Here is an 18,306-nt window from a genome sequence, read left to right as displayed (position 1 = left end):
AACCTAATCTAATTAGATCCAGTTAGATGAACTCACCTAACCTATAAAAATGACAAATCTTGAATGCACTATCAGGACTGTTTTTCTAGCCCATAAAATAAACCCCTTCCTCCTCTACCTATTTTTTATTAAACGAAAGTAAGGATAATTAATTCATGCATAGCAACCCTTTTCTAACTCAATTTATTCTTGAGGAGCAGCGTAGCATTCCCAGTGCTACCGGTGATTTTACTGGACTGCTCAACGACATTGTGACCGCATGCAAAACTATCTCCCATCTTGTTAACCGAGGCGGCCTCATCGACATACTAGGGGCCGCGGGTACCGAAAATATCCAAGGCGAGGGCCAGAAAAAACTCGATGTGATCAGCAATGACATAATGGTGAACTCCTTGGAGTGGACGGGACATCTAGGCGCTATGGCCTCAGAAGAAATCGAGGGGATTATTCCAATTCCTGGCCAATATCCCAAGGGCAAATACCTTTTACTCTTTGATCCGTTAGATGGCTCTTCCAATATCGATATCAATATCTCGGTGGGAACTATATTCTCTATCCTACGTTGCCCAGACGATGTATCCGAGCCTACCCAAGAGGATTTTTTGCAGCCAGGGACCCAACAAGTGTGCGCTGGATTCTGTGTCTATGGCCCTACCACCATGATGGTGTTAACGGCGGGTCATGGAGTTAATGGCTTCACCCTGGATCAAGATATTGGGGAATTTATTCTTACCCACCCTAATATGACCATTCCAGAAGACACTATGGAGTTCGCCATCAATATGTCTAATCAGCGTTTCTGGGCCGCACCGGTGCAACGGTATATTGAAGACTGCTTGCAAGGGAAAGAAGGCTGCCGAAACAAGAATTTCAACATGCGCTGGGTAGCCTCCATGGTATCGGAAGTCTATCGGATACTTACTCGCGGTGGAATTTTTATGTATCCCTGGGATAGCAGAGATCCAGATAAACCCGGCCGACTACGATTAATGTATGAAGCTAATCCCATGAGCTTTATTGTAGAGCAAGCTGGTGGTGTCAGCTCCACAGGTGATCAACGTATTTTAGAGATTAACCCAGAAGGTATTCATCAACGGGTACCTGTTATCCTGGGTTCCAAAAACGAGGTAGAACGGGTAATTGCTTATCATCAGGAAGCGTAAATTTTCTCAGGTTAAATAAGTGGTAGTGCTCAAAAAGTAATGCTGCTCAGAATTATCGTATAACTTCCTGGTTAATAAAAGGGATTTACGTACCAAGCGCGAGAGGTGCTAGCGCAAAGTGCAGTTAAACCGTTCAATGGCATTGGTTTGCCCTGAGCCCTTGAGGAAAACTTGATGCTGCGTTGTTGGGGGAATAACACCCTAATAGGTCTCCCAATTACCAGCGGAGAAAGTGGCCTGTTGGCGTTAGCGTGCGGGAAGGCGTAGCCATAGCTCACGGGCACTGTCCCGTGAGCGGTTACCGACATAGAAGGCCAACACCTGGCGCGAGCACGGATCGAGCCCCAACCAGAGCCATTGCTTATTGGCCTTATAACCGACAAAGTCCTACTTTCATCAGCTTGGACTTTCAGACAGGATAACTCAATGGCCTGAAGAGGTGAAATCTGTTGAACATCCAGATCATCAGGTGAGTGCTGGTATAGCTCATCAATAAACTGCAACAATCACGTCAAACTCACCTCCAGTACCCAACAAATGCCCCGCAACGAGAGCCGCTCTAGCAGCAACTTTTTGACCAAGGCGCGCCTGGTCTCGTCAATACGATAGGCCGCAGCCACAAACTGCCCCCGTACACCAGGCAGGCGTGGTTTTGTTTATCGTAGTGGGTGCGAGCGTTTTTCTTAATGTGCGATAATCTACAACGTGGGCAACGTAAGTGGTTCATCACAGAGCGCTTCTTTATAGAGAAAGTTTGGTCACTTCCTATTACAACGGAGTCGCTCTACTTTCACAAACTCAAAGCATTATTTTTTGAGCACAAATAAATATTTTATTCAGAGCACGCAATATGTAGCTGCGCTCTTATTCTTATGATTCATAAATCTTCATAAAGGCATACTACTTACAAACAGTTAATTTACAATCGGAGAAAAATTGCGCATTTTTTTCTCAGGAACGCCCTCTCTATCCCCACGAATACATATCCATATAAAGTACGTAGTTTAACTAACGTTCGTTCTGGATAACTACCTAGCTAGGCTTATCCAAGAGGATAAGTGGATGGTTAGGCGGGTTAAGTGAGAGCTTAAGGGAGCTAATGGGTGGTGTAGTCGATAAGCCCAGCGACCCGGTTGAGTGTGAAATGAACACCACTGGAGATGATGGCTGCGCTCAATAAGCAAGCGCTTATCGACCACAGGCAAGAAGAGGTCGCACCTATTTTTGCGACAGGGGGTTATCCACCGTAGACCCTTCTCAAAAAAAGCACCTTTGAGATGGCACCCAACATCGCCCAGATAATAACCTTTAAAATGGTGATAATAAGGCTGGCGGGAAGTGAATCACCACCATTATGATTTCAATGACTGACAGACCTGTAGTGCGCCATCACCAGGAAGAATTTTCCAGACACCTAGCCCAGCAGCAGGACCCCTCGCTTATCTAGAATTCAGCTTAACTAAGCTAACCGCGTACCCCGACTTTATCCCAATCCGGATATCATCGCCCTTCTCTCTATATATTAGTTCTCAACTATTCTAGGATTTTCTCTTATGGCTCGTTTAATTGACAGAACCGCTTTTGGATCAAGACGGTAACATCTATTCCCAGCAGTGCATAAAGCGCTGCGAAATCCCAAGTAATTAGCTTTTAAAGATAGCAACTTAGGTATATCTTGTATACTAAGAGAGCCAGCTAAACCGCTGACGAGATTAGCATTACGAGCTACCTTAATAAAATTATCCAACTCAGGAAGGGAAAGATGACTTAGTAAACCCCGGCCGTCTTTAACAGCCGTATCTAGCATAATTCCTTTAAATCCCGCTTGTTTTATTAGGTGTATCCAAGAAAAATCGGGCTGCTTATCAGCAAATATTACCCCTATCATGGAAACTCCCCGAGCTGCTAACGGTTGGAGGGATATTAGGCAATCGGCTGCCTGCTGGGTATTGGAGAATAGGGCGATTTTCACATAGTCCACGCCGGTGGCTGCTATTTCTAGTACACCCTGAGAAATTTGCGAAGACTCCACAAAAAAATCACCAATGGTAGCGCTAGTTTGGCAACGTCCACCGATCAGGGCTACAGCTTGGCGAACGGTTTCTGGAGGTAAGGCGCCCAAGACTCCTCTTTTTGGTTCCTTAAAATCAATAATATCCGGACCTTCCGCAAGCAGGTAGCTAGCCTCTTCCAGGTTGCGTGCACTAGCTAGCCAGCGGTTCATACTATAATAATATGTACGCAAAAGAACAAAAAGGTTAATTCATCAAGTTCCAAATCCGTTAAACGTCGAGATGAGCTACACTTAGCGCATGGGACTCAATAAAGTCCCGCCGAGGTTCCACATGATCTCCCATCAAAGTAGTAAATATTTCATCTGCCGTAATAACATCATCGATTCGAACCTGGCTAAGGCGCCGTGTAGCAGGATTCATTGTAGTTTCCCATAATTGATCTGGATTCATCTCCCCAAGACCTTTATAGCGTTGCACGGCTTGGCCCCGTCTTGCTTCCTCCATCAACCAGTCGACTGCTTCTTGGATATCATTTACTAATTGTCGCCTATCACCTCGTTGAACGTAGCTTTCCGCTTTAACGGAATTAACTAAGCGTTTCCCTAAATTTTGAATGCGTTGATAGTCTGGGGAAGTAAAAAAATCCATATAAATACGCTGATAGGCGGTTACCCCATGGCGCGTAATCTTTACTTGGAGCACGGGTGCAGAATTCTCAGGTACCGTGGCTACTTCAATTTCATAACGGGCATTTCCTTTGGCTGCGCTATTACTTCTAATCTCCAACTGGGTAGCCCATTCCTCTAATTGCTTAATTTCTATCATTGGATCAGCGGGGGTAGGTACTACATCAAGGTATAACATTTGATCAAGCAATAAAGGATCATAACGATAAGATAATCGCTCGATAGCACGCCTCAACTGGAAATAATCAGTAAATAAGGTCGATAGTGTTTCTCCTGCTATAGAAGTTGCTCCATTCTCGGAATAGATTTTTGCATTGTCAGTAGATAAATTAATCAAATAGCGTTCCATCTCGGCATCATCCCGAATATACTGCTCTTGCTTACCCCGTTTAACCTTATAAAGAGGAGGTTGAGCAATATAAATATGACCCCGCTCTACCAGCTCCGGCATCTGGCGATAAAAAAAAGTTAATAGCAGCGTGCGTATATGGGATCCATCTACATCAGCGTCCGTCATGATAATAATCCGATGATACCGTAGTTTATCGGGATTATATTCTTCTCGGCCAATACCGCACCCTAAGGCCGTAATGAGAGTAGCGACTTCTACAGAACTCAGCATTTTGTCAAAACGAGCTTTCTCCACATTAAGGATCTTTCCTTTAAGAGGAAGAATGGCTTGGTTTCGACGATCACGCCCTTGCTTAGCAGATCCACCTGCTGAATCCCCTTCTACCAAAAACAATTCAGATAAAGTTGGATCCCGTTCCTGACAGTCCGCTAATTTTCCGGGTAACCCTGCCATATCCAAAGCCCCCTTCCGGCGAGTTAACTCTCTAGCTTTGCGGGCTGCTTCTCGGGCTCGAGCAGCCTCTATCATCTTGCCGCCAATAGCCTTGGCGTCAACGGGATGCTCCAGCAAAAAATTTTGAAAATGTTCTGAGACTAAGCTATCAACCACTGGTTTAACCTCAGAGGACACTAATTTTTCCTTAGTCTGAGAAGAAAACTTTGGATCTTGCGCTTTTATAGAGAGAACCGCAGTCAGTCCCTCTCGAGCATCATCGCCAGTCGTACCGACCTTGGTTTTTTTGGCTAATGCTTCTTTCTCAATATACTGATTCAAAGTTCGAGTCAGGGCGGATCGAAAGCCAGCCAAGTGAGTACCCCCATCTCTTTGTGGAATATTATTGGTAAAGCAAAAAAAATGCTCCTGATAAGAATCATTCCATTGCATTGCAAGTTCCACGGCAACCCCATCACGTTCTCCTTGGAAATAAAAAACGTTTCCGTGGAGTGGAGTTTTATTTTTATTGAGATGTTCTACAAAAGCACTTATCCCCCCCTCATAAAAAAACTCTTCTTTTCGCCCGATACGCTCATCTTCCAATAAAATACGGACTCTAGAATTAAGAAAAGCTAATTCTCGCAGTCGCTTTGCAAAAATATCGAAACTAAAGACAATATTGGAAAAAATTTTGGGACTTGGCGAAAACCGAATCGTTGTACCGCTACGCTCTGTGGTACCGACAGCGACTAAAGGCCCCTGTGGGACACCCTCTTGGTAGTGCTGCTGGTATATTTTCCCGTCGCGGTGAATCTCTAAAAAAAGAACGGCAGAAAGAGCATTAACGACTGATACGCCTACCCCATGTAACCCACCAGAAACTTTATAGGAGTTATGGTCAAATTTCCCACCAGCATGCAGTACAGTCATAATGACCTCCGCTGCAGATCGCCCTTCTTCTTGGTGAATATCGGTTGGGATACCCCGTCCGTTATCAGAGATAGTAATGCTATCATCAGAATGTATAATGATGCTAATCTCATTACAAAACCCTGCCAGGGCCTCGTCGATAGAATTATCCACAACTTCGAACACCATATGATGGAGACCGGTGCCATCATCGGTATCACCAATATACATACCAGGGCGTTTACGAACGGCATCCAGGCCCTTCAGAACTTTAATATGAGATGAGTCGTAGGCAGTGCTGGCTTTCATTGTTGCTCCTAAAGTTATTATCAATTATTATACCATTTCTTCTACCTGCCCCAGTTTCACGTGGAACTCCTTGATATTAGGATGTGCCTTTATTTCACTACCTAATGATTCTATAGTAGTGGCAAAAACCTGCATGCCTAGCTTATTTAACAATGTTAAAAGCCGCTTTCGATGATCAGCATCGAGTTCCGAAGTAAAATCATCAATTAAGAAAATACAATTTTGTTCTTTAGTTCTGTATAATAGATTTGCCTGACTCAACGCAAGAGAATAGCAAAATACCTTTTGCTGACCTCTAGATAAAATTTCCCTAACATCTTTTCCATCCACATAAAATGCCACTTCTGCACGGTGAGGTCCATATCGTGTATAACCCGCTGCTCGATCATAGTTCAACGATTCATTTAGAATTTCTTCTAGCCTCACCGTGCGAGCCCAACCTTGCTTAAATTCCATAGTAACAGGGGAAATTGGTTGGTGGGCCAAGGCCGTAAATAACTGTGATACGCTATCCTGTAGTTTAAAGAGAATAGCTTCTCGCAGCGAAGTAATTTGCTCCCCATAGGTAGAGAGCTTCTTATTCCAAGCATTAATTTCCTGTTGCCAGCTAGGCTTATGAACTCTTAATACATGATTACGCTGCTTAAGCGTTCGTTGATAACACCACCATAGATCGTGAAATCCGGGCTCCAGATGAAATAAACTCCAGTCGAGCCATTGCCTGCGGTAACGAGGTCCTCCATCGAGTACAACATGACTATAAGAAGACATATATAACAAGGGTAATTGGGTGGCTAATTGGGAACGTTTCTTTACCGTATCTTTGTTGATACGTGCTCGAAAACCAGCAGGACCAAACTCTACTCCTGCGGTATGGGAACCGCCCACCTGCTTCACTTTGGCTACAACACGGAGCGATTCCATGCCGGCCTGAATAGCCGAAATTAATTGAACGGTGCGGAAAGAACGTCCTAAGCCAAGCAAATAAATGGCTTCTAGAAAGCTGGTTTTTCCACTGCTATTGGCACCCGAAAGGATATTGACCCCTTTGCTAGGATGCAATTCAATATGCTTTAGATTTCTGAAGTTGCGTATGTCAAGATGAGTAATATGCATCATAGAGAGATTTTAATTAATAATCGGATACGCCGTGATTATGTATGGCGTATTCAAGATAGATTTATGAAAGAAGGCTTTTTCTTTATATACCGTTAGCTCAACGCCGAAGATTCGTATCCGAAGGTTCCATGGCCGAAGAAATAACAAGTTTGACAAGGGCGTACTGAAAAAGCACGTTGAAGAACATCCTGATAGCTCTCTTCATGAGCGTGCTGCCTTGTTTAATGTTGGTGTGAGCAGAAGAATGCATGATGCTCTCAAGCGTCTTGGCATCCGTAAAAAAAGAGTGATGCCCTATGAAAAGCAAGCGTTTTTGGGAAAACTCGCCGCCGGAGACCGGACGTTCGGATTCAGGAACCTTGTTTATATTGATGAGAGCGGTTTTAAGGCCCATTGCCATAGGGATGCGGGGTGGGTAGACAAAGGACAGCAGCTCCTCAGGCTTTCATCGGCAAGCGCAAACGCCGCGCCCACCTGGGCATGGCCCAGCGCCATAACGCCAGGGGGGCGCAAGAAGGAATGGCTGGCGCCCATGCTCCTTGAAGGCTCATGCACCTCTCAACTGCTCGAAACATGGGTGGAGCAATGCCTCATAAAAGCGTTGCATGACCCCACTCTCATCATCATGGGCAATGCTTCATTCCACCATCACAAACGCATTCAGGACATCGTGGCCAAGGATTACCATGATATGATCCCGTTGCTGCCCTCTTCTGCAGACCTCAACCCCATTGAAAAAACGAAGATAATCCATGGCACAGGAGGCGGCAATTGACCAAATCATAACATCTTATTCTTAAGGAACCTCTGAACAATTGATGAAATATTTGAGTGCGGGCATCAATGTCGTCAGATGAATCCATACCACCCGCCATCGCATCGCCGCAGCAGTGTCTTCTGGCCGTCATCCGATTCCCCAGGGCACAGCAGAGAAATAGATGATGGGCCTTCTTCGCCAAGCCTTTGAAACGCCCATTTGACTTCACCAAAATGCGCTTCATGATACGGAACGGAGGTTCGACTTTCGCCCGCACTTCATCCCTCAGCACCCGGTATAGCCAATCCATTATAAATTGATCATACTTATTAGATGACTTACTCATCTGATTTTCACTATAAAGTTCTATCCGTTCGCAAGAAGGAAGAAGTTATCATTGCCGAGGTAGCGTCTGGGTTTTGTGTGGGCGTAGCGAGCGTTACACGTTGGCTAAAAGGGCCTGAGCCTAAACCGAGCCGAAATAAACCAGCGACAAAGCTCGATATGGACGCACTGGCTAGTGATGTTCGGGACAATCCGGATGCGTATCAATACGAGCGAGCGCAGCCGTTTTGGTGTGCGTGTTCAGGGAATCAACCATGCTCTGCGCTGTCTGGGCGTTAGCTATAAAAAAAAGCTTGATGCACCCAAAGGGATGCGAAGGCGCACGGTGCACCTTCCAGAGGATCATGACATGGTAGGAGCAACAATGCCGCCCGATTGTCTACTTTGATGAGCGTGGATTTGCCCATAATAGGCCGCCTACACACGGCTATGCGCCGGTTGGAGCACGCTGTTACGGACTTTGTGACGGTGGCATGCAAAGGGCCGAACGAATGCCATCGGCGCTTTGATTGGCAAAATTGTGCTCACCATCGGGCTGTTCCCTACGAATATTAATGCCGATATTTTTACCGCATGGGTAGCGCAGGATTTACTGCCAAAACTACCGCCACAATCCGTTAGTGTCATGGATAATGCCACGCTCCATCAACGTCAGGATACGCAAGCTATTCTCCGAAAAGCAGCCCACACAGTGCTTTATCTACCGCCCTATTCCCCAGACCTTAACCCCATTGAACAAAAAGGAGCACACACAAAAGCCATAAAGAAACAAACTCTGTCTTCTATTGCTAAACTCTTTAAAATTGAATCATCTTATTTATAGCGTTTCCCATTTAGCTGGCCACCAAGGAAAAAAAGGAGGAGAATGTGATAATAGTGAAAGAATGAATAGAGGGGACAAGAGAATGACAGGGCCTTATTCCGAGGATTTACGAGAGAAGATGGTGGCCTGTTATCGGCAAGGGGGGAGCTTACCCAGGAAGCGGTAGCGGAGAGGTTTTTAGTTTCGGAGAGTTGTTTCAAACGGGTGTGGAAGCGCTACCGAGAGAGCGGGAATGCGGCCCCAGGGCAGATGGGTCGAGCCGAAGGTGGATGAGGCGGGGGGGTGAGTACCTGCGCAAGTGGCTGGAAGAGCGCCCGGATTTAACGCTGGCGGAGCTGTGTGAGCGGTATGAGCAACAGCGGGGGTTGAAGCGGTTAAAAATAAGCCGTAAAAAAAACGTTTTATGACCCTCAGCAAAAGAGCCCCCGGGTCCAAAGGTTAAGGGCAGCGTATCGGGAGAGACGGGCCCAGATTGAGAATAAGGCGTTGATATTTATCGATGAAAGCGGATCGGGTCTTGACCTGACCCCGATTTTTGCCCGTGCCCCTCAAAATCAAAGAGCCTATGGCGAGAAGCCCACCGGAGGAGGGCCACGGATCAGCGCCCTCGGCGCTCTATCCCTACAAGGGCTGGAGACCGCCTTGTGCTTTGAAGGCACGCTCAAGGGTTCCGTTTTCCTCTATGATGTCGAACAGTTTCTATTGCCTTATCTACGGGCAGGAAAAGCGGTGATTTTAGATAATGCCGCCGCTCATCGATAGGAAGAGGCCATTGAGCGAAGCGAGCAGACCGGCGCCAAGGTGGTCTTTTTACCCCCCTATCATCCTGAACTCAATCCTATTGAGTACGCCTGCTCCAAGCTAAAACATGTCCTGAAGAAAAAAGCCGCCCGGAAAAAAGAGCAACTTTATGAAGCCCTTAGCGAAGCGCTCACGCTGATTTCCCCTCGAAACTGCCAAGCCTACTTTAAACACTGCGGACTCTGTCCCTAATTTAAATGAGAACCGCTATAGGCCGAATCACCCCAGAGGCGGGTTTCCTGTCCGTGCAACAAGCCGCCGAAAACGGCCGAGTCGTGGATATTGGCCGCCGTGGCGACAACGCTGCGAATCAAGCTGGTGCGACTGTCAACACCAGTGCGCGCCTTCATCCCGAAATACCCCTGGTGGCGCCCTTGCCAGTCGAGTGTATTTCCGGATCCCGTTGTTTTTCCAGTCCTTGGTGAAGCTGGCGCATTGATGATCGTGGCATCGACGATGGTACCGCGATTAACTCTCACGCCATTCTCTGCAAGATATTGATTGACCAAGTAAAACATCTGATCGCCGAAATTGTGGCGCTTCATCAGATGGCGAAACTTGCAGAGCGCGCTCTCGCCCGCCACCAGTTCCTGGTCGAGGTCGATGCCGCTGAATTAGCCCATGGCCTGGGAGTCGTACAGCGCCTCCTCGGTGGCAGGGTCGGACAGGTTGAACCCATGCTGCAGAAAATGGATGCGCAGCATACGCGCTCGAAGCCGACCAGCTGGCATGGGGAGCGGGCGTCTGAAGGGAGGAATAACCTTGAAGTGGTTTAATTAGAACGGACATCTTGTTAAGCCTCAAAATAGAGAAAAAATAGAGTAAAGAGAGACGAGGTATTTATCCATCCACAGAAGAAGCGAAAGTATACTCAGAGTTTCAAGCAAAAAGCCGTCAAGTTGGCAACCGAGCGGGGTTACCAGGTTTCGGAGGCGGCCCAGAATTTGGTTATTGACCGCAGTATGCTTGGCCGCAGGTGCCAGGAGTTGAGCACTGAGGTTGCTGGAGAGAGGCTTTCAGGGCCAGAATGGAAAGAGCTGAAGCAGCTGCGGATGGAGCGGGAGATTTTAAAAAAGGCGGCAGCCTTCTTCGCCAAGGAATCGAGCTGAGATATCAGTTCATTGAGCGGCAGAAGAAGGCCTATCCGATTGCGCTGCTGGGCCAGGTCATGGAGGTGAACCGCAGCGGCTACTAAGACTATAGACAGCGAGGGGACGAGAAGGCTCAGAGGCAAGCCTTGGTGTATCGAGTGAAAGCGATCCATGAAGAAACGGGAGGGAATTATGGAAGCCGGCGAATGGCCAAACAACTCTAGGCCGACGGTCATACTGGCGGGGCGCTATCAGGCCCGAAGCTTGATGCCTCAGGTAGGCGCGGTGGTTAAGCCGAAGAAGCGCTTTAAGGCCACCACCCACAGCCGGCACGGTTATCCCGTGGCCCCTAACCTTCTTGAGCGGCAGTTTACCGTGGCCGCCCCCGATTGGGTATGGGCAGCGGATATTAGCTATCTATGGACCACTGAAGGGTGGCTGTACTTGGCGGTGGTGATCGATTTATATTCCCGGCGGGTCGTGGGTTGGTCACTAGCGAATCATCTGCGGGTCGATTTAGGTCAAGGACACTCTGACTATGGCGGCGCCAGCCTAAAGCGGGTCTGATCCATCACTCGGATCGGGGTAGCCAATATGCTTTCCAGGAGTACCAGGCCCTGCTGGCTAAGCACGGCATGCACTGCAGTATGAGGCGCCGAGGCGACTCTGCTGGGACAATGCCGTAGTGGAGCGCTTCTTCGGCAACCTGAAGCGCGAGCGGACCCATCACCGGCTCTACCCAACCCGGGCAGGAGCGAGGTTGATGAGTCGCCGCCTAGAGCTAGAGATCACGGAGCGTGTCGAGGAATTAAAAGCGCTACTTCATCAGCAGAGCAAGGTGAAAGGCAAAGAACGGGTTCAGGCTTATATTTGCTCAAGAGCGAGCAAGTCACCGAACTCAAACAGCCTTGGGAAAGTGCTAGGGCGCAATCCCTCTACCCTTCCTTTATCGCTGGTTTGATAAGTATCGAGCCCGAGGGTTAGCAGGCTTGCTGGAGCTTGGGACGGCGCATGATGGAGGTGCCCGAGCTATACCGCCGGCGGTTGAGCAGGCTTTGAAGCAGCGTTTGGAAGTCCCCCCGGGTTTTAAGAGTTATGGGGCCATTGAACACAGTGGCTGAGGGAAGAATACGGCTTGCAGATGAAGTATAAAACGCTACATCAGACAGTACGTTACCGGCTCAAAGCCAAGCTCAAAGTGGCGCGCCTAAGCCACCTTCATCGAGAAGAAGCGGCAGGGGTTGAGTTTAAAAAAACACGCCTGCGGCGCCTAGATATTCTGCAACTCCTCTACGGGGCTGAAGACCCTGCTGTACCAGTGCGGTACGGGTGTTATGATGAAACAGATTTTGGGCTCAAAACGATCCCCCGGCGGCTCATTACCCCGCCCGGCACCAAGCCCCTAGCGCCGGTGCAATGGCAATTTAAAGCCTTCTTTTTCTATGGGGCGGTGGAGCCGCTGAGCGGGGAAAGCTTCTTTTTTCATATTTATTTGGATCACCTCGCGCAACGCTATTCCCACGCTCTGCCTATCGTTCAACTTGATAATGCCCACTCTCATCGGGCCAAGAAACTGGAGTTGCCTGAGAATATCGTGTGGCTGTTCCAACCTCCCTATAGCCCCGAGCTCAACCCTATCAAACGGCTTTGGCAACACATGAAAGATTAGCTCAGTTGGGTGCTCTTCAGTACCCTAGACTCCCTTCGACAGACCGCTGGGGAAATCCTCCAGAACCTCAATCCACAAACGATTCGTTCTTTAACAGGTTACCCCTTCATCCTCTCCGCTTTAAAGCATGCAAATATTTAAAGAAATGGTATAAACATCGTAAAGATGTTTCCTGCTTCATTATCAGCCGCCCCAGTGCTCGAAGACACGGGATGGGGGCTAAGGCTAAAGTCGAGAAAATCAAAGCCAGCATTCAGCCAAGGTGGAGCTATCCGTTCCGTTACATCAAGCAAGTCTCTAGCTATAGCTAGGTTCGCTACTGTAGCCTGGCCAAAAATACAAGCCGTCTGCATCTGTTAGCCGCCTTCACCAACTTGCTCATCGGCGAAAAATACCTGCTGGCGTAGAGCCAATGCATCCGGATGCTGCCCAAATGGCGGGAATCAGAGAATAACCAGAGACAGTAATAATAATATCTAAATTTAGAAATTTTGGCATTTCAAGCTGATGCTGGCGAAAATTGGCAGTTATTCAGATCCTTCTTAGAACCTGTTCAAAGTCTCTGAGTTATGAGGAGATTGGGAGATGAGAAGAGGTTATCCAAGTGGTATCAAGCCGAAGCAATTCGAGGTTATGAGCCCTTTGTTGGAGAGTGCCCACAAAAGGACAGCGCCCTGTCAACTAGATCTGTACGAGGTATTCTGCGCGGTGCTGTATAGTAGTTTGCGTTAATAAAGTTACATGTTATTATAATGCATGACTTATTCGCTTGATTTGAGAGAGGCCGCCCTCTCTTACATAAAAAAGGGTGGTAGCAAAGTTGAGGCATCGCGTCTTTTTGGTTTTTCTCGCAACACGCTTTATCGTTGGCTAAATGCTGATGATCTGGCTCCCAAGAAGGCTGGTTTTCGTCATCGTAAGATTGATAAGGCTGCTCTGAAGAAGCACACTGAGGAGCATCCCGATATGTTTTTGCATGAACGCGCGGAAGTTTTTGGCGTTCACACGAGCTCTATAAGCCGTGCGCTCAAGACGTTAAAGATCGTAAAAAAAAGAGCACGGATATAAAGAGCGGTGCAATATGAAAAGGCAAGAATTTCTTAAGAAACTCACTGCCGCGCATAGGATGTTCGGTCTCAAGAACCTGATTTACATGGATGAAACGGGCTTTGATGCCCCTTGTGACCGTGATGCAGGATGGGTGCAAAAAGGACACAAAATCCTTGGCCTTATCACAGGCAAACGCAAACGCCGGACTCATCTTATCATGGCACAGCGTCACACGCCGCCAAGGGGCAGGAAAAAGAAGGGTTGGCGCCCATGCTCTTTGAAGGCTCATGCACGGCGGCGCTTGTTGAAACATGGATTGAGCAGTGCTTGATGAAAGAGCTGCATGAGCCCACCCTCATCGTCATGGACAATGCTTCATTTCACAATCATAAGCGTATCCAGACGATTGTGGCTTCAGATTACCACATGCTCATACCGCTACCGCCCTATTCACCAGACTTCAATCCCATAGAAAATTCATTTGGCGGCATGAAAAAGAGGCGACAATCATTGCCACAGCACACTTCAATCGATCAACTCATATTGTCTTATTCTTAACGCAAATAACTATACCTGATGCGTACGGGCTGCCTATGGCGCGACCTGCCCAATGACTTTCCTAAGTGGCGCACAGTACACTCGTACTGGGCCATCTGGAGTGATCCCCGCGAAGGAGGCAGCCTGCTGGAACAGGCATTAAAAAAATCAGGTTGGCGTGGCCCGTGAGAAACGGGGGCGCGACGCTTGCAGCGCGTTCTTGATTGTGGACGCACAGAGCGTGAAAAACACGGACACGGCAGGCCAGAAGGGCTATGGACGCGGGTAAGAAGGTTTCGGGCGTCAAGCGCCACATCGCTGTGGCCCTAAACCACACCGAGGTGACAGACCGAAAAGGAGTGCTACAGGTGCTGTGCCGCTGTAAACCTAATAAGCTTGGGCGAGTGCAAAGCTTGTTGTGTGACAGCAGCTATGTGGGCTAGCCCTTGGCACAGGGTGTGCGCTAAATCCTGGGTGCGCATGTGCAACTACAGATTGCCAAACGCAGCGAACTACGCACCTTCAAGGTCATGCCCAAGCGATGGATCGTCGAGCGTCGTTTCGCCTGGCTGGAAAAGCCGCGAGCGAATGATGAACACACCAGCTTGCAGCTCATCCACTTGGCCTTCCTGGCCCTGCTACTCAAAAAACTTTGAACAGGCTCTAAGGTACGAGCGCACGACTTCTTATCAGTTCTATCTCTCATTCCTTCCAAACTCGGTGAACTCCTAAAACAATAAAGTCGTCTACAATCTCATAGGCATGACAACATACTTACTATCAGATGCATCAATAGGGGTAATTAGGCAACTACTACTAGCATTAGTAAAAGTTAATCTAACTTCTTTCGTATCAATAATATTAAGAACATCAATAAGATAAAAATTATTAAAGACGATTTCCAAATTCTCCCCTTGGTATTTTATATCTAGCTCTTCCTCAGCAGACCCTTGCTCTAGGTTAGTGACTATAGCTTGCAGCTTTAAATCTGATAAATGTAAGTGGACTCCACGATATTTGTCGTTAGTAAGAATATTTACCCGTACTAAAGCCTGTTTAAATCTTTCTCGATCAGCAACAAATTGCTTCTCACAACCTACAGGTATTACTCGTTTATAGTCGGGAAATTGTCCATCAATTAGCTTGGTAGAGAAGGACAATCCTTGGAATTCTGCCCTCATCTGGTTAGTACCAAATTTTAACCGTACCGGTTCCTGCGATTCCTCTAACAAACGCACTAACTCTAATATTGCTTTTCGGGGAATGATAGATTGAATTTCTGTTCCCTCTTGGTCCGCTCCTTTTGCTAAAGAAGCTAGCGCAAGACGATGCCCATCTGTAGCAACCGCATGGATAGATTCTTCCGTCAGCTCCAATAATAAACCATTAAGATAGTAACGGACATCCTGATGAGCCATACAAAAGACCGTCCGATGCAATAATTGTTTTAGCTCTGCTTGGGTCAGTTCTAATTCTGCTACCGCATCAATGCTATCGATACTTGGAAAATCCTCAGCAGGAAGAGTGCTAAGCGTAAACCGGCTGCGACCAGAATGAATATAAAATTGTCCTTCTTTATACTGAGCTTCTAATGCTGATCCAGAAGGAAGGGCACGACAAATTTCTAAGAATTTCCTTGCCGAAACGGTTACTTTGCCTTCTTCTGAAGATAAAACCTTAAGGGCAGTCCTTATTTCAATTTCAAGATCAGTCGCCATCAGAGAAAGCTGTGAATCTTTAACCGAAAGGAGAACGTTGGAGAGTATAGGCAGTGTATGGCGTCGTTCTACTACGCCACAAACGGTTACTAAGTGCCTAACAATTTCTTCTCTTTTAATGGAAAAGCGCATCAATTGCTTTTTCTCTTTTAAACCAAGCAAGGATAAGGGATATGTAACATTATTTTGTGACTTTTACAAAACCACTATTTGTTTTTATATAGCTTAAACAATTATTTAGCTGCTTAATAGTGTTATTTGATGATCACTTGATTTTGCAATCTTTCTCCGGATAGCTCGGCTTATTTTTTGAGAGTTTATTCTCCGGCTTCCCCATAATTCTATGGTACTGTCCCTTCCGCAAAAACTATTGTAACGCTTGAGGGGAGCTTACTTCACCCATCCGAACTTATTTTTGGCCCACACCAACCCTATCAAATTTGAATGAAAAGGACCTTCACCTTGTTTTCTAGCGGCCTAAAAGCAGATTAAGGCGAGCAGTGGGTATGCATTTGCTAAAGGAGTTTCGCGATACTTTTCCTATGCGCCACAATGGCCGTATTATCTTTCTGTAAAGCATCTGCTCATTCTCTTCGCTATGGCAGGGGCTAATTCGTACTGTCCCCAGTCTAGCTGTTACAGTCCTCCCTCTTCTCAACCGCCGTTCGAAGTCCTTAGGTAATGGTTTGATGCAACTCTTTTAAAGAAGGTTGTATAACAATTGTCTAAATTAAAATCAACTGCATCGCTTTATTTTACATTAAATTATCAATTTTTAGGGATACTCTACGATTCTATAACAAGAATATATATTAAAATGATAGTGATAGTGCATCATTTAAAAATCCGTGGATAATCCATTTTTATATTTATAAATTAATTACTTAGAATGTTTATAACCCTGTGTATAAGTTGTGTATAAGTTGTGTATAAGTTGTGGATAATATTCATATCAAACTTTACCCACAGTTTATACACAACTTATACACAGGGTTATCCACAATTAAGTTGATAACTTTTTTAGCAGATTGTGATAGTCTTCGGCCATTCGACGATCTATACTCTTGAGCTCGTTTATTTTACGGCAAGCGTGCAGAACGGTAGTATGATCTCTACCACCGAAGAATTTTCCAATTTCCGTTAAACTATGATCCGTTAATTCTTTGGAAAGTGACATTGCGGTTTGCCGAGGCCGAGCTACTACCCGTGAGCGCCGTTTTGATGATAAATCAGAAACCCTAATTTTATAGTACTCAGCTACTGTTTTTTGGATGTTCTCTATAGTGACTAGCTTTTCTTGTAGCGTTAGCAGATCTTTTAGGGCTTCACGCGTTAGTTCCATTGTAATCGGACGGTGGGTAAATCGAGAGTAAGCAATCACCCTCCGCAATGCGCCCTCTAACTCTCGGATGTTGGAATAGATGAGGCGCCCTAGGAAAAACGCTACGTCATCCGATAGAATGATATTTTCGATGCTGGCTTTATTCATCAATATTGCGACTCGCGTTTCTAATTCTGGCGGTTCAACAGCAACTGTTAGCCCCCAGCCAAACCGTGATGTTAATCGCTCCTCTAATCCATTGACCTCTTTGGGAAAACGGTCACAGGTTAAGATTATTTGATGCTGAACTTCAAGTAAAGTGTTGAAAGTATAAAAAAATTCCTCTTGAGAACGTTCTTTTCCCGCAAAAAATTGGATATCGTCGATAAGCAGAATGTCTACTGAGCGATAACGAGTTTTAAATTCGTTGATAGCATTAAGTTGTAAGGCTTTAATCATTTCAGCAACGAATTGTTCCGAGTGCAGATAAACTACCCGAGCGCTAGGATTACGGCTTCGGATATAATTGCCTACCGCATGCATTAGATGGGTTTTGCCAAGGCCTACCCCTCCGTAAATGAAAAGAGGGTTATAGGCACTCCCGGGATTTTCCGCAACTTGATGGGAAGCAGCGCGAGGTAATTGATTGGATTTACCCTCCACAAAACTATCAAAAGTATAGTTTTTATTGAGTCTAGATTCAGGTATCCGATCAACTACTCTAGAAGAAGAGCGTGCAGATTTTGAGGTTAATTCGACCGCTTGGATATGAGGCTGAGGCTGCAAGCTACAAGAACCTACCTCAAGAAGTGCCTTTTCGATACGACCGCTGCTATAGTGGGATAATAAAGCATTAATACGGCTCTCAGCGCAGTTTTGTACCCAATCAATGACAAATTGATTCGGCGCATAGAGTTGCAAACTAGTACCTTGTTGTATTGCTTGCAAGGGGCGAATGTAGGTGTTGAACTCTTGGGGATCGAGTTCTCCCTCTAGGTGGTTGAGGCAATGCTTCCAAAGCGAGGATGGCACAGACTGCATACTCCTTTAAACAATCGAGAGGTTGTGGTTAAAGCCTAGCATTATAAAGAGATGCGGCTAGAAAGAAGGGCAGTTTTATGTCCTCGTATGTTTAGGATTGAAGATCTCTGCCATAATATTGTTTCTAGAGAAATTAAAACTTATCCTTAATCAAGCCACCTTGGC

Annotated in this window: 19 protein-coding genes and 5 pseudogenes; 18 read left to right on the top strand and 6 right to left on the bottom strand. The window is 46.4% G+C overall.

Annotated elements, in window-relative coordinates:
* The first annotated feature begins 155 nt into the window (after positions 1–155).
* Positions 156–1,163: a class 1 fructose-bisphosphatase gene (locus tag NOC_RS00315; protein WP_002813313.1), complete on the top strand. Its 1,008-nt coding sequence runs from the start codon at positions 156–158 to the stop codon at positions 1,161–1,163.
* Positions 1,164–2,685: 1,522 nt separating this feature from the next.
* Here the strand turns inward: NOC_RS00315 and NOC_RS00310 are convergent.
* From NOC_RS00310 to recF, 3 genes are read right to left on the bottom strand one after another with little or no spacing between them, the layout of a single operon-like run.
* Positions 2,686–3,387 carry a (5-formylfuran-3-yl)methyl phosphate synthase gene (locus NOC_RS00310; protein WP_002813440.1) on the bottom strand — a complete coding sequence of 234 codons (702 nt, stop codon included), beginning with the start codon at positions 3,385–3,387 and terminating at the stop codon, positions 2,686–2,688.
* Between the two features lie 58 nt (positions 3,388–3,445).
* Complete coding sequence (gene gyrB, locus NOC_RS00305) at positions 3,446–5,869, bottom strand: DNA topoisomerase (ATP-hydrolyzing) subunit B (protein ID WP_002812476.1); 2,424 nt, start codon at positions 5,867–5,869, stop codon at positions 3,446–3,448.
* Between the two features lie 27 nt (positions 5,870–5,896).
* Positions 5,897–6,988, bottom strand: coding sequence for a DNA replication/repair protein RecF (gene recF / locus NOC_RS00300; protein ID WP_011330202.1), 1,092 nt, complete (start codon positions 6,986–6,988; stop codon positions 5,897–5,899).
* A 109-nt stretch (positions 6,989–7,097) separates the two neighbouring features.
* Between recF and NOC_RS00295 the strand changes: the two genes are divergently transcribed.
* The 6 genes and pseudogenes from NOC_RS00295 to NOC_RS17995 all read left to right on the top strand — a co-directional run bounded on the left by NOC_RS00295 (position 7,098) and on the right by NOC_RS17995 (position 9,906).
* Complete coding sequence (locus NOC_RS00295) at positions 7,098–7,763, top strand: transposase (protein ID WP_370992014.1); 666 nt, start codon at positions 7,098–7,100, stop codon at positions 7,761–7,763.
* Positions 7,764–8,078: 315 nt separating this feature from the next.
* The gene (locus NOC_RS16500) at positions 8,079–8,369 is read left to right on the top strand and encodes an IS630 transposase-related protein (RefSeq protein ID WP_244859995.1); all 291 of its coding nucleotides are present in this window, start codon (positions 8,079–8,081) and stop codon (positions 8,367–8,369) included.
* Positions 8,287–8,478, top strand: coding sequence for a hypothetical protein (locus tag NOC_RS18000; protein WP_002813169.1), 192 nt, complete (start codon positions 8,287–8,289; stop codon positions 8,476–8,478). Before NOC_RS16500 ends, NOC_RS18000 begins: the two co-directional genes overlap by 83 nt.
* A gap of 102 nt (positions 8,479–8,580) precedes the next feature.
* Positions 8,581–8,913, top strand: a pseudogene (locus NOC_RS00290) (transposase); the annotation flags it as partial.
* Between the two features lie 269 nt (positions 8,914–9,182).
* Positions 9,183–9,320, top strand: coding sequence for a hypothetical protein (locus NOC_RS17600; RefSeq protein WP_002811878.1), 138 nt, complete (start codon positions 9,183–9,185; stop codon positions 9,318–9,320).
* A gap of 79 nt (positions 9,321–9,399) precedes the next feature.
* Positions 9,400–9,906: pseudogene (locus NOC_RS17995) on the top strand (transposase).
* On the opposite strand, the gene NOC_RS00280 reads toward NOC_RS17995, so the two are convergent.
* Entirely contained in the window at positions 9,903–10,259 is a 357-nt protein-coding gene (locus tag NOC_RS00280) for a transposase (protein ID WP_049750799.1), read from the bottom strand. The pseudogene NOC_RS17995 and the gene NOC_RS00280 sit on opposite strands and share 4 nt — an antisense overlap.
* Before the next feature lie 3 nt (positions 10,260–10,262).
* Here NOC_RS00280 and NOC_RS17990 point away from each other — a divergent pair, with 3 nt between their 5' ends.
* The 11 genes and pseudogenes from NOC_RS17990 to NOC_RS00250 form a co-directional block, all read left to right on the top strand.
* Entirely contained in the window at positions 10,263–10,490 is a 228-nt protein-coding gene (locus NOC_RS17990; protein ID WP_049750798.1) for a hypothetical protein, read from the top strand.
* Positions 10,491–10,613: 123 nt separating this feature from the next.
* Positions 10,614–10,733, top strand: a pseudogene (locus tag NOC_RS18510) (hypothetical protein); the annotation flags it as partial.
* An 8-nt stretch (positions 10,734–10,741) separates the two neighbouring features.
* Positions 10,742–10,909 carry a hypothetical protein gene (locus NOC_RS17135; RefSeq protein WP_002812924.1) on the top strand — a complete coding sequence of 56 codons (168 nt, stop codon included), beginning with the start codon at positions 10,742–10,744 and terminating at the stop codon, positions 10,907–10,909.
* A 67-nt stretch (positions 10,910–10,976) separates the two neighbouring features.
* Positions 10,977–11,372, top strand: a complete 396-nt coding sequence (locus tag NOC_RS00275) for a DDE-type integrase/transposase/recombinase (RefSeq protein WP_002813691.1) — start codon at positions 10,977–10,979, stop codon at positions 11,370–11,372.
* Positions 11,369–11,491, top strand: a complete 123-nt coding sequence (locus NOC_RS18505) for a hypothetical protein (protein WP_370992013.1) — start codon at positions 11,369–11,371, stop codon at positions 11,489–11,491. The genes NOC_RS00275 and NOC_RS18505 overlap by 4 nt, the downstream gene beginning before the upstream one ends.
* A gap of 77 nt (positions 11,492–11,568) precedes the next feature.
* A complete protein-coding gene (locus NOC_RS17985) occupies positions 11,569–11,766 on the top strand; it encodes a hypothetical protein (RefSeq protein WP_147094546.1) in 198 nt (65 codons plus the stop codon).
* Between the two features lie 180 nt (positions 11,767–11,946).
* Complete coding sequence (locus NOC_RS17980; protein WP_002813180.1) at positions 11,947–12,474, top strand: transposase; 528 nt, start codon at positions 11,947–11,949, stop codon at positions 12,472–12,474.
* Between the two features lie 585 nt (positions 12,475–13,059).
* Positions 13,060–13,191: pseudogene (locus NOC_RS17975) on the top strand (IS5/IS1182 family transposase); the annotation flags it as partial.
* 39 nt (positions 13,192–13,230) lie between these two features.
* Complete coding sequence (locus NOC_RS00260; RefSeq protein WP_002813684.1) at positions 13,231–13,542, top strand: IS630 transposase-related protein; 312 nt, start codon at positions 13,231–13,233, stop codon at positions 13,540–13,542.
* Between the two features lie 129 nt (positions 13,543–13,671).
* On the top strand, positions 13,672–14,082 hold the full coding sequence (locus tag NOC_RS00255) for a transposase (protein WP_231561291.1): 411 nt from the start codon (positions 13,672–13,674) through the stop codon (positions 14,080–14,082).
* 9 nt (positions 14,083–14,091) lie between these two features.
* A pseudogene (locus tag NOC_RS00250) lies at positions 14,092–14,717 on the top strand (IS5 family transposase); the annotation flags it as partial.
* 90 nt (positions 14,718–14,807) lie between these two features.
* On the opposite strand, the gene dnaN reads toward NOC_RS00250, so the two are convergent.
* A complete protein-coding gene (gene dnaN, locus NOC_RS00245) occupies positions 14,808–15,911 on the bottom strand; it encodes a DNA polymerase III subunit beta (RefSeq protein ID WP_011330200.1) in 1,104 nt (367 codons plus the stop codon).
* A gap of 871 nt (positions 15,912–16,782) precedes the next feature.
* Positions 16,783–18,132, bottom strand: coding sequence for a chromosomal replication initiator protein DnaA (dnaA, locus tag NOC_RS00240; RefSeq protein ID WP_011330199.1), 1,350 nt, complete (start codon positions 18,130–18,132; stop codon positions 16,783–16,785).
* Positions 18,133–18,306: the final 174 nt, after the last annotated feature.

It is taken from the genome of Nitrosococcus oceani ATCC 19707, from assembly GCF_000012805.1.
Lineage (GTDB): Bacteria > Pseudomonadota > Gammaproteobacteria > Nitrosococcales > Nitrosococcaceae > Nitrosococcus > Nitrosococcus oceani.
Note: the sequence above shows the minus strand (reverse complement) of the source record. Positions and strands in the feature narration are given on the sequence as shown.

Excerpts from the sequence above, each read along its gene's own strand:
- NOC_RS16500 (WP_244859995.1), top strand. The coding sequence starts at position 8,079 with ATGACTTACTCATCTGATTTTCACTATAAAGTTCTATCCGTTCGCAAG.
- NOC_RS00255 (WP_231561291.1), top strand. The coding sequence starts at position 13,672 with ATGGGTGCAAAAAGGACACAAAATCCTTGGCCTTATCACAGGCAAACG.
- NOC_RS17980 (WP_002813180.1), top strand. The coding sequence starts at position 11,947 with ATGAAGTATAAAACGCTACATCAGACAGTACGTTACCGGCTCAAAGCC.
- NOC_RS00260 (WP_002813684.1), top strand. The coding sequence starts at position 13,231 with ATGACTTATTCGCTTGATTTGAGAGAGGCCGCCCTCTCTTACATAAAA.
- NOC_RS00310 (WP_002813440.1), bottom strand. The coding sequence starts at position 3,387 with ATGAACCGCTGGCTAGCTAGTGCACGCAACCTGGAAGAGGCTAGCTAC.
- gyrB (WP_002812476.1), bottom strand. The coding sequence starts at position 5,869 with ATGAAAGCCAGCACTGCCTACGACTCATCTCATATTAAAGTTCTGAAG.
- recF (WP_011330202.1), bottom strand. The coding sequence starts at position 6,988 with ATGATGCATATTACTCATCTTGACATACGCAACTTCAGAAATCTAAAG.
- NOC_RS00315 (WP_002813313.1), top strand. The coding sequence starts at position 156 with ATGCATAGCAACCCTTTTCTAACTCAATTTATTCTTGAGGAGCAGCGT.
- NOC_RS17990 (WP_049750798.1), top strand. The coding sequence starts at position 10,263 with ATGGCGAAACTTGCAGAGCGCGCTCTCGCCCGCCACCAGTTCCTGGTC.
- NOC_RS17985 (WP_147094546.1), top strand. The coding sequence starts at position 11,569 with ATGAGTCGCCGCCTAGAGCTAGAGATCACGGAGCGTGTCGAGGAATTA.
- NOC_RS17135 (WP_002812924.1), top strand. The coding sequence starts at position 10,742 with ATGGAAAGAGCTGAAGCAGCTGCGGATGGAGCGGGAGATTTTAAAAAA.
- NOC_RS18000 (WP_002813169.1), top strand. The coding sequence starts at position 8,287 with ATGCGTATCAATACGAGCGAGCGCAGCCGTTTTGGTGTGCGTGTTCAG.
- dnaN (WP_011330200.1), bottom strand. The coding sequence starts at position 15,911 with ATGCGCTTTTCCATTAAAAGAGAAGAAATTGTTAGGCACTTAGTAACC.
- NOC_RS17600 (WP_002811878.1), top strand. The coding sequence starts at position 9,183 with ATGAGGCGGGGGGGTGAGTACCTGCGCAAGTGGCTGGAAGAGCGCCCG.
- NOC_RS00280 (WP_049750799.1), bottom strand. The coding sequence starts at position 10,259 with ATGAAGCGCCACAATTTCGGCGATCAGATGTTTTACTTGGTCAATCAA.
- NOC_RS00275 (WP_002813691.1), top strand. The coding sequence starts at position 10,977 with ATGAAGAAACGGGAGGGAATTATGGAAGCCGGCGAATGGCCAAACAAC.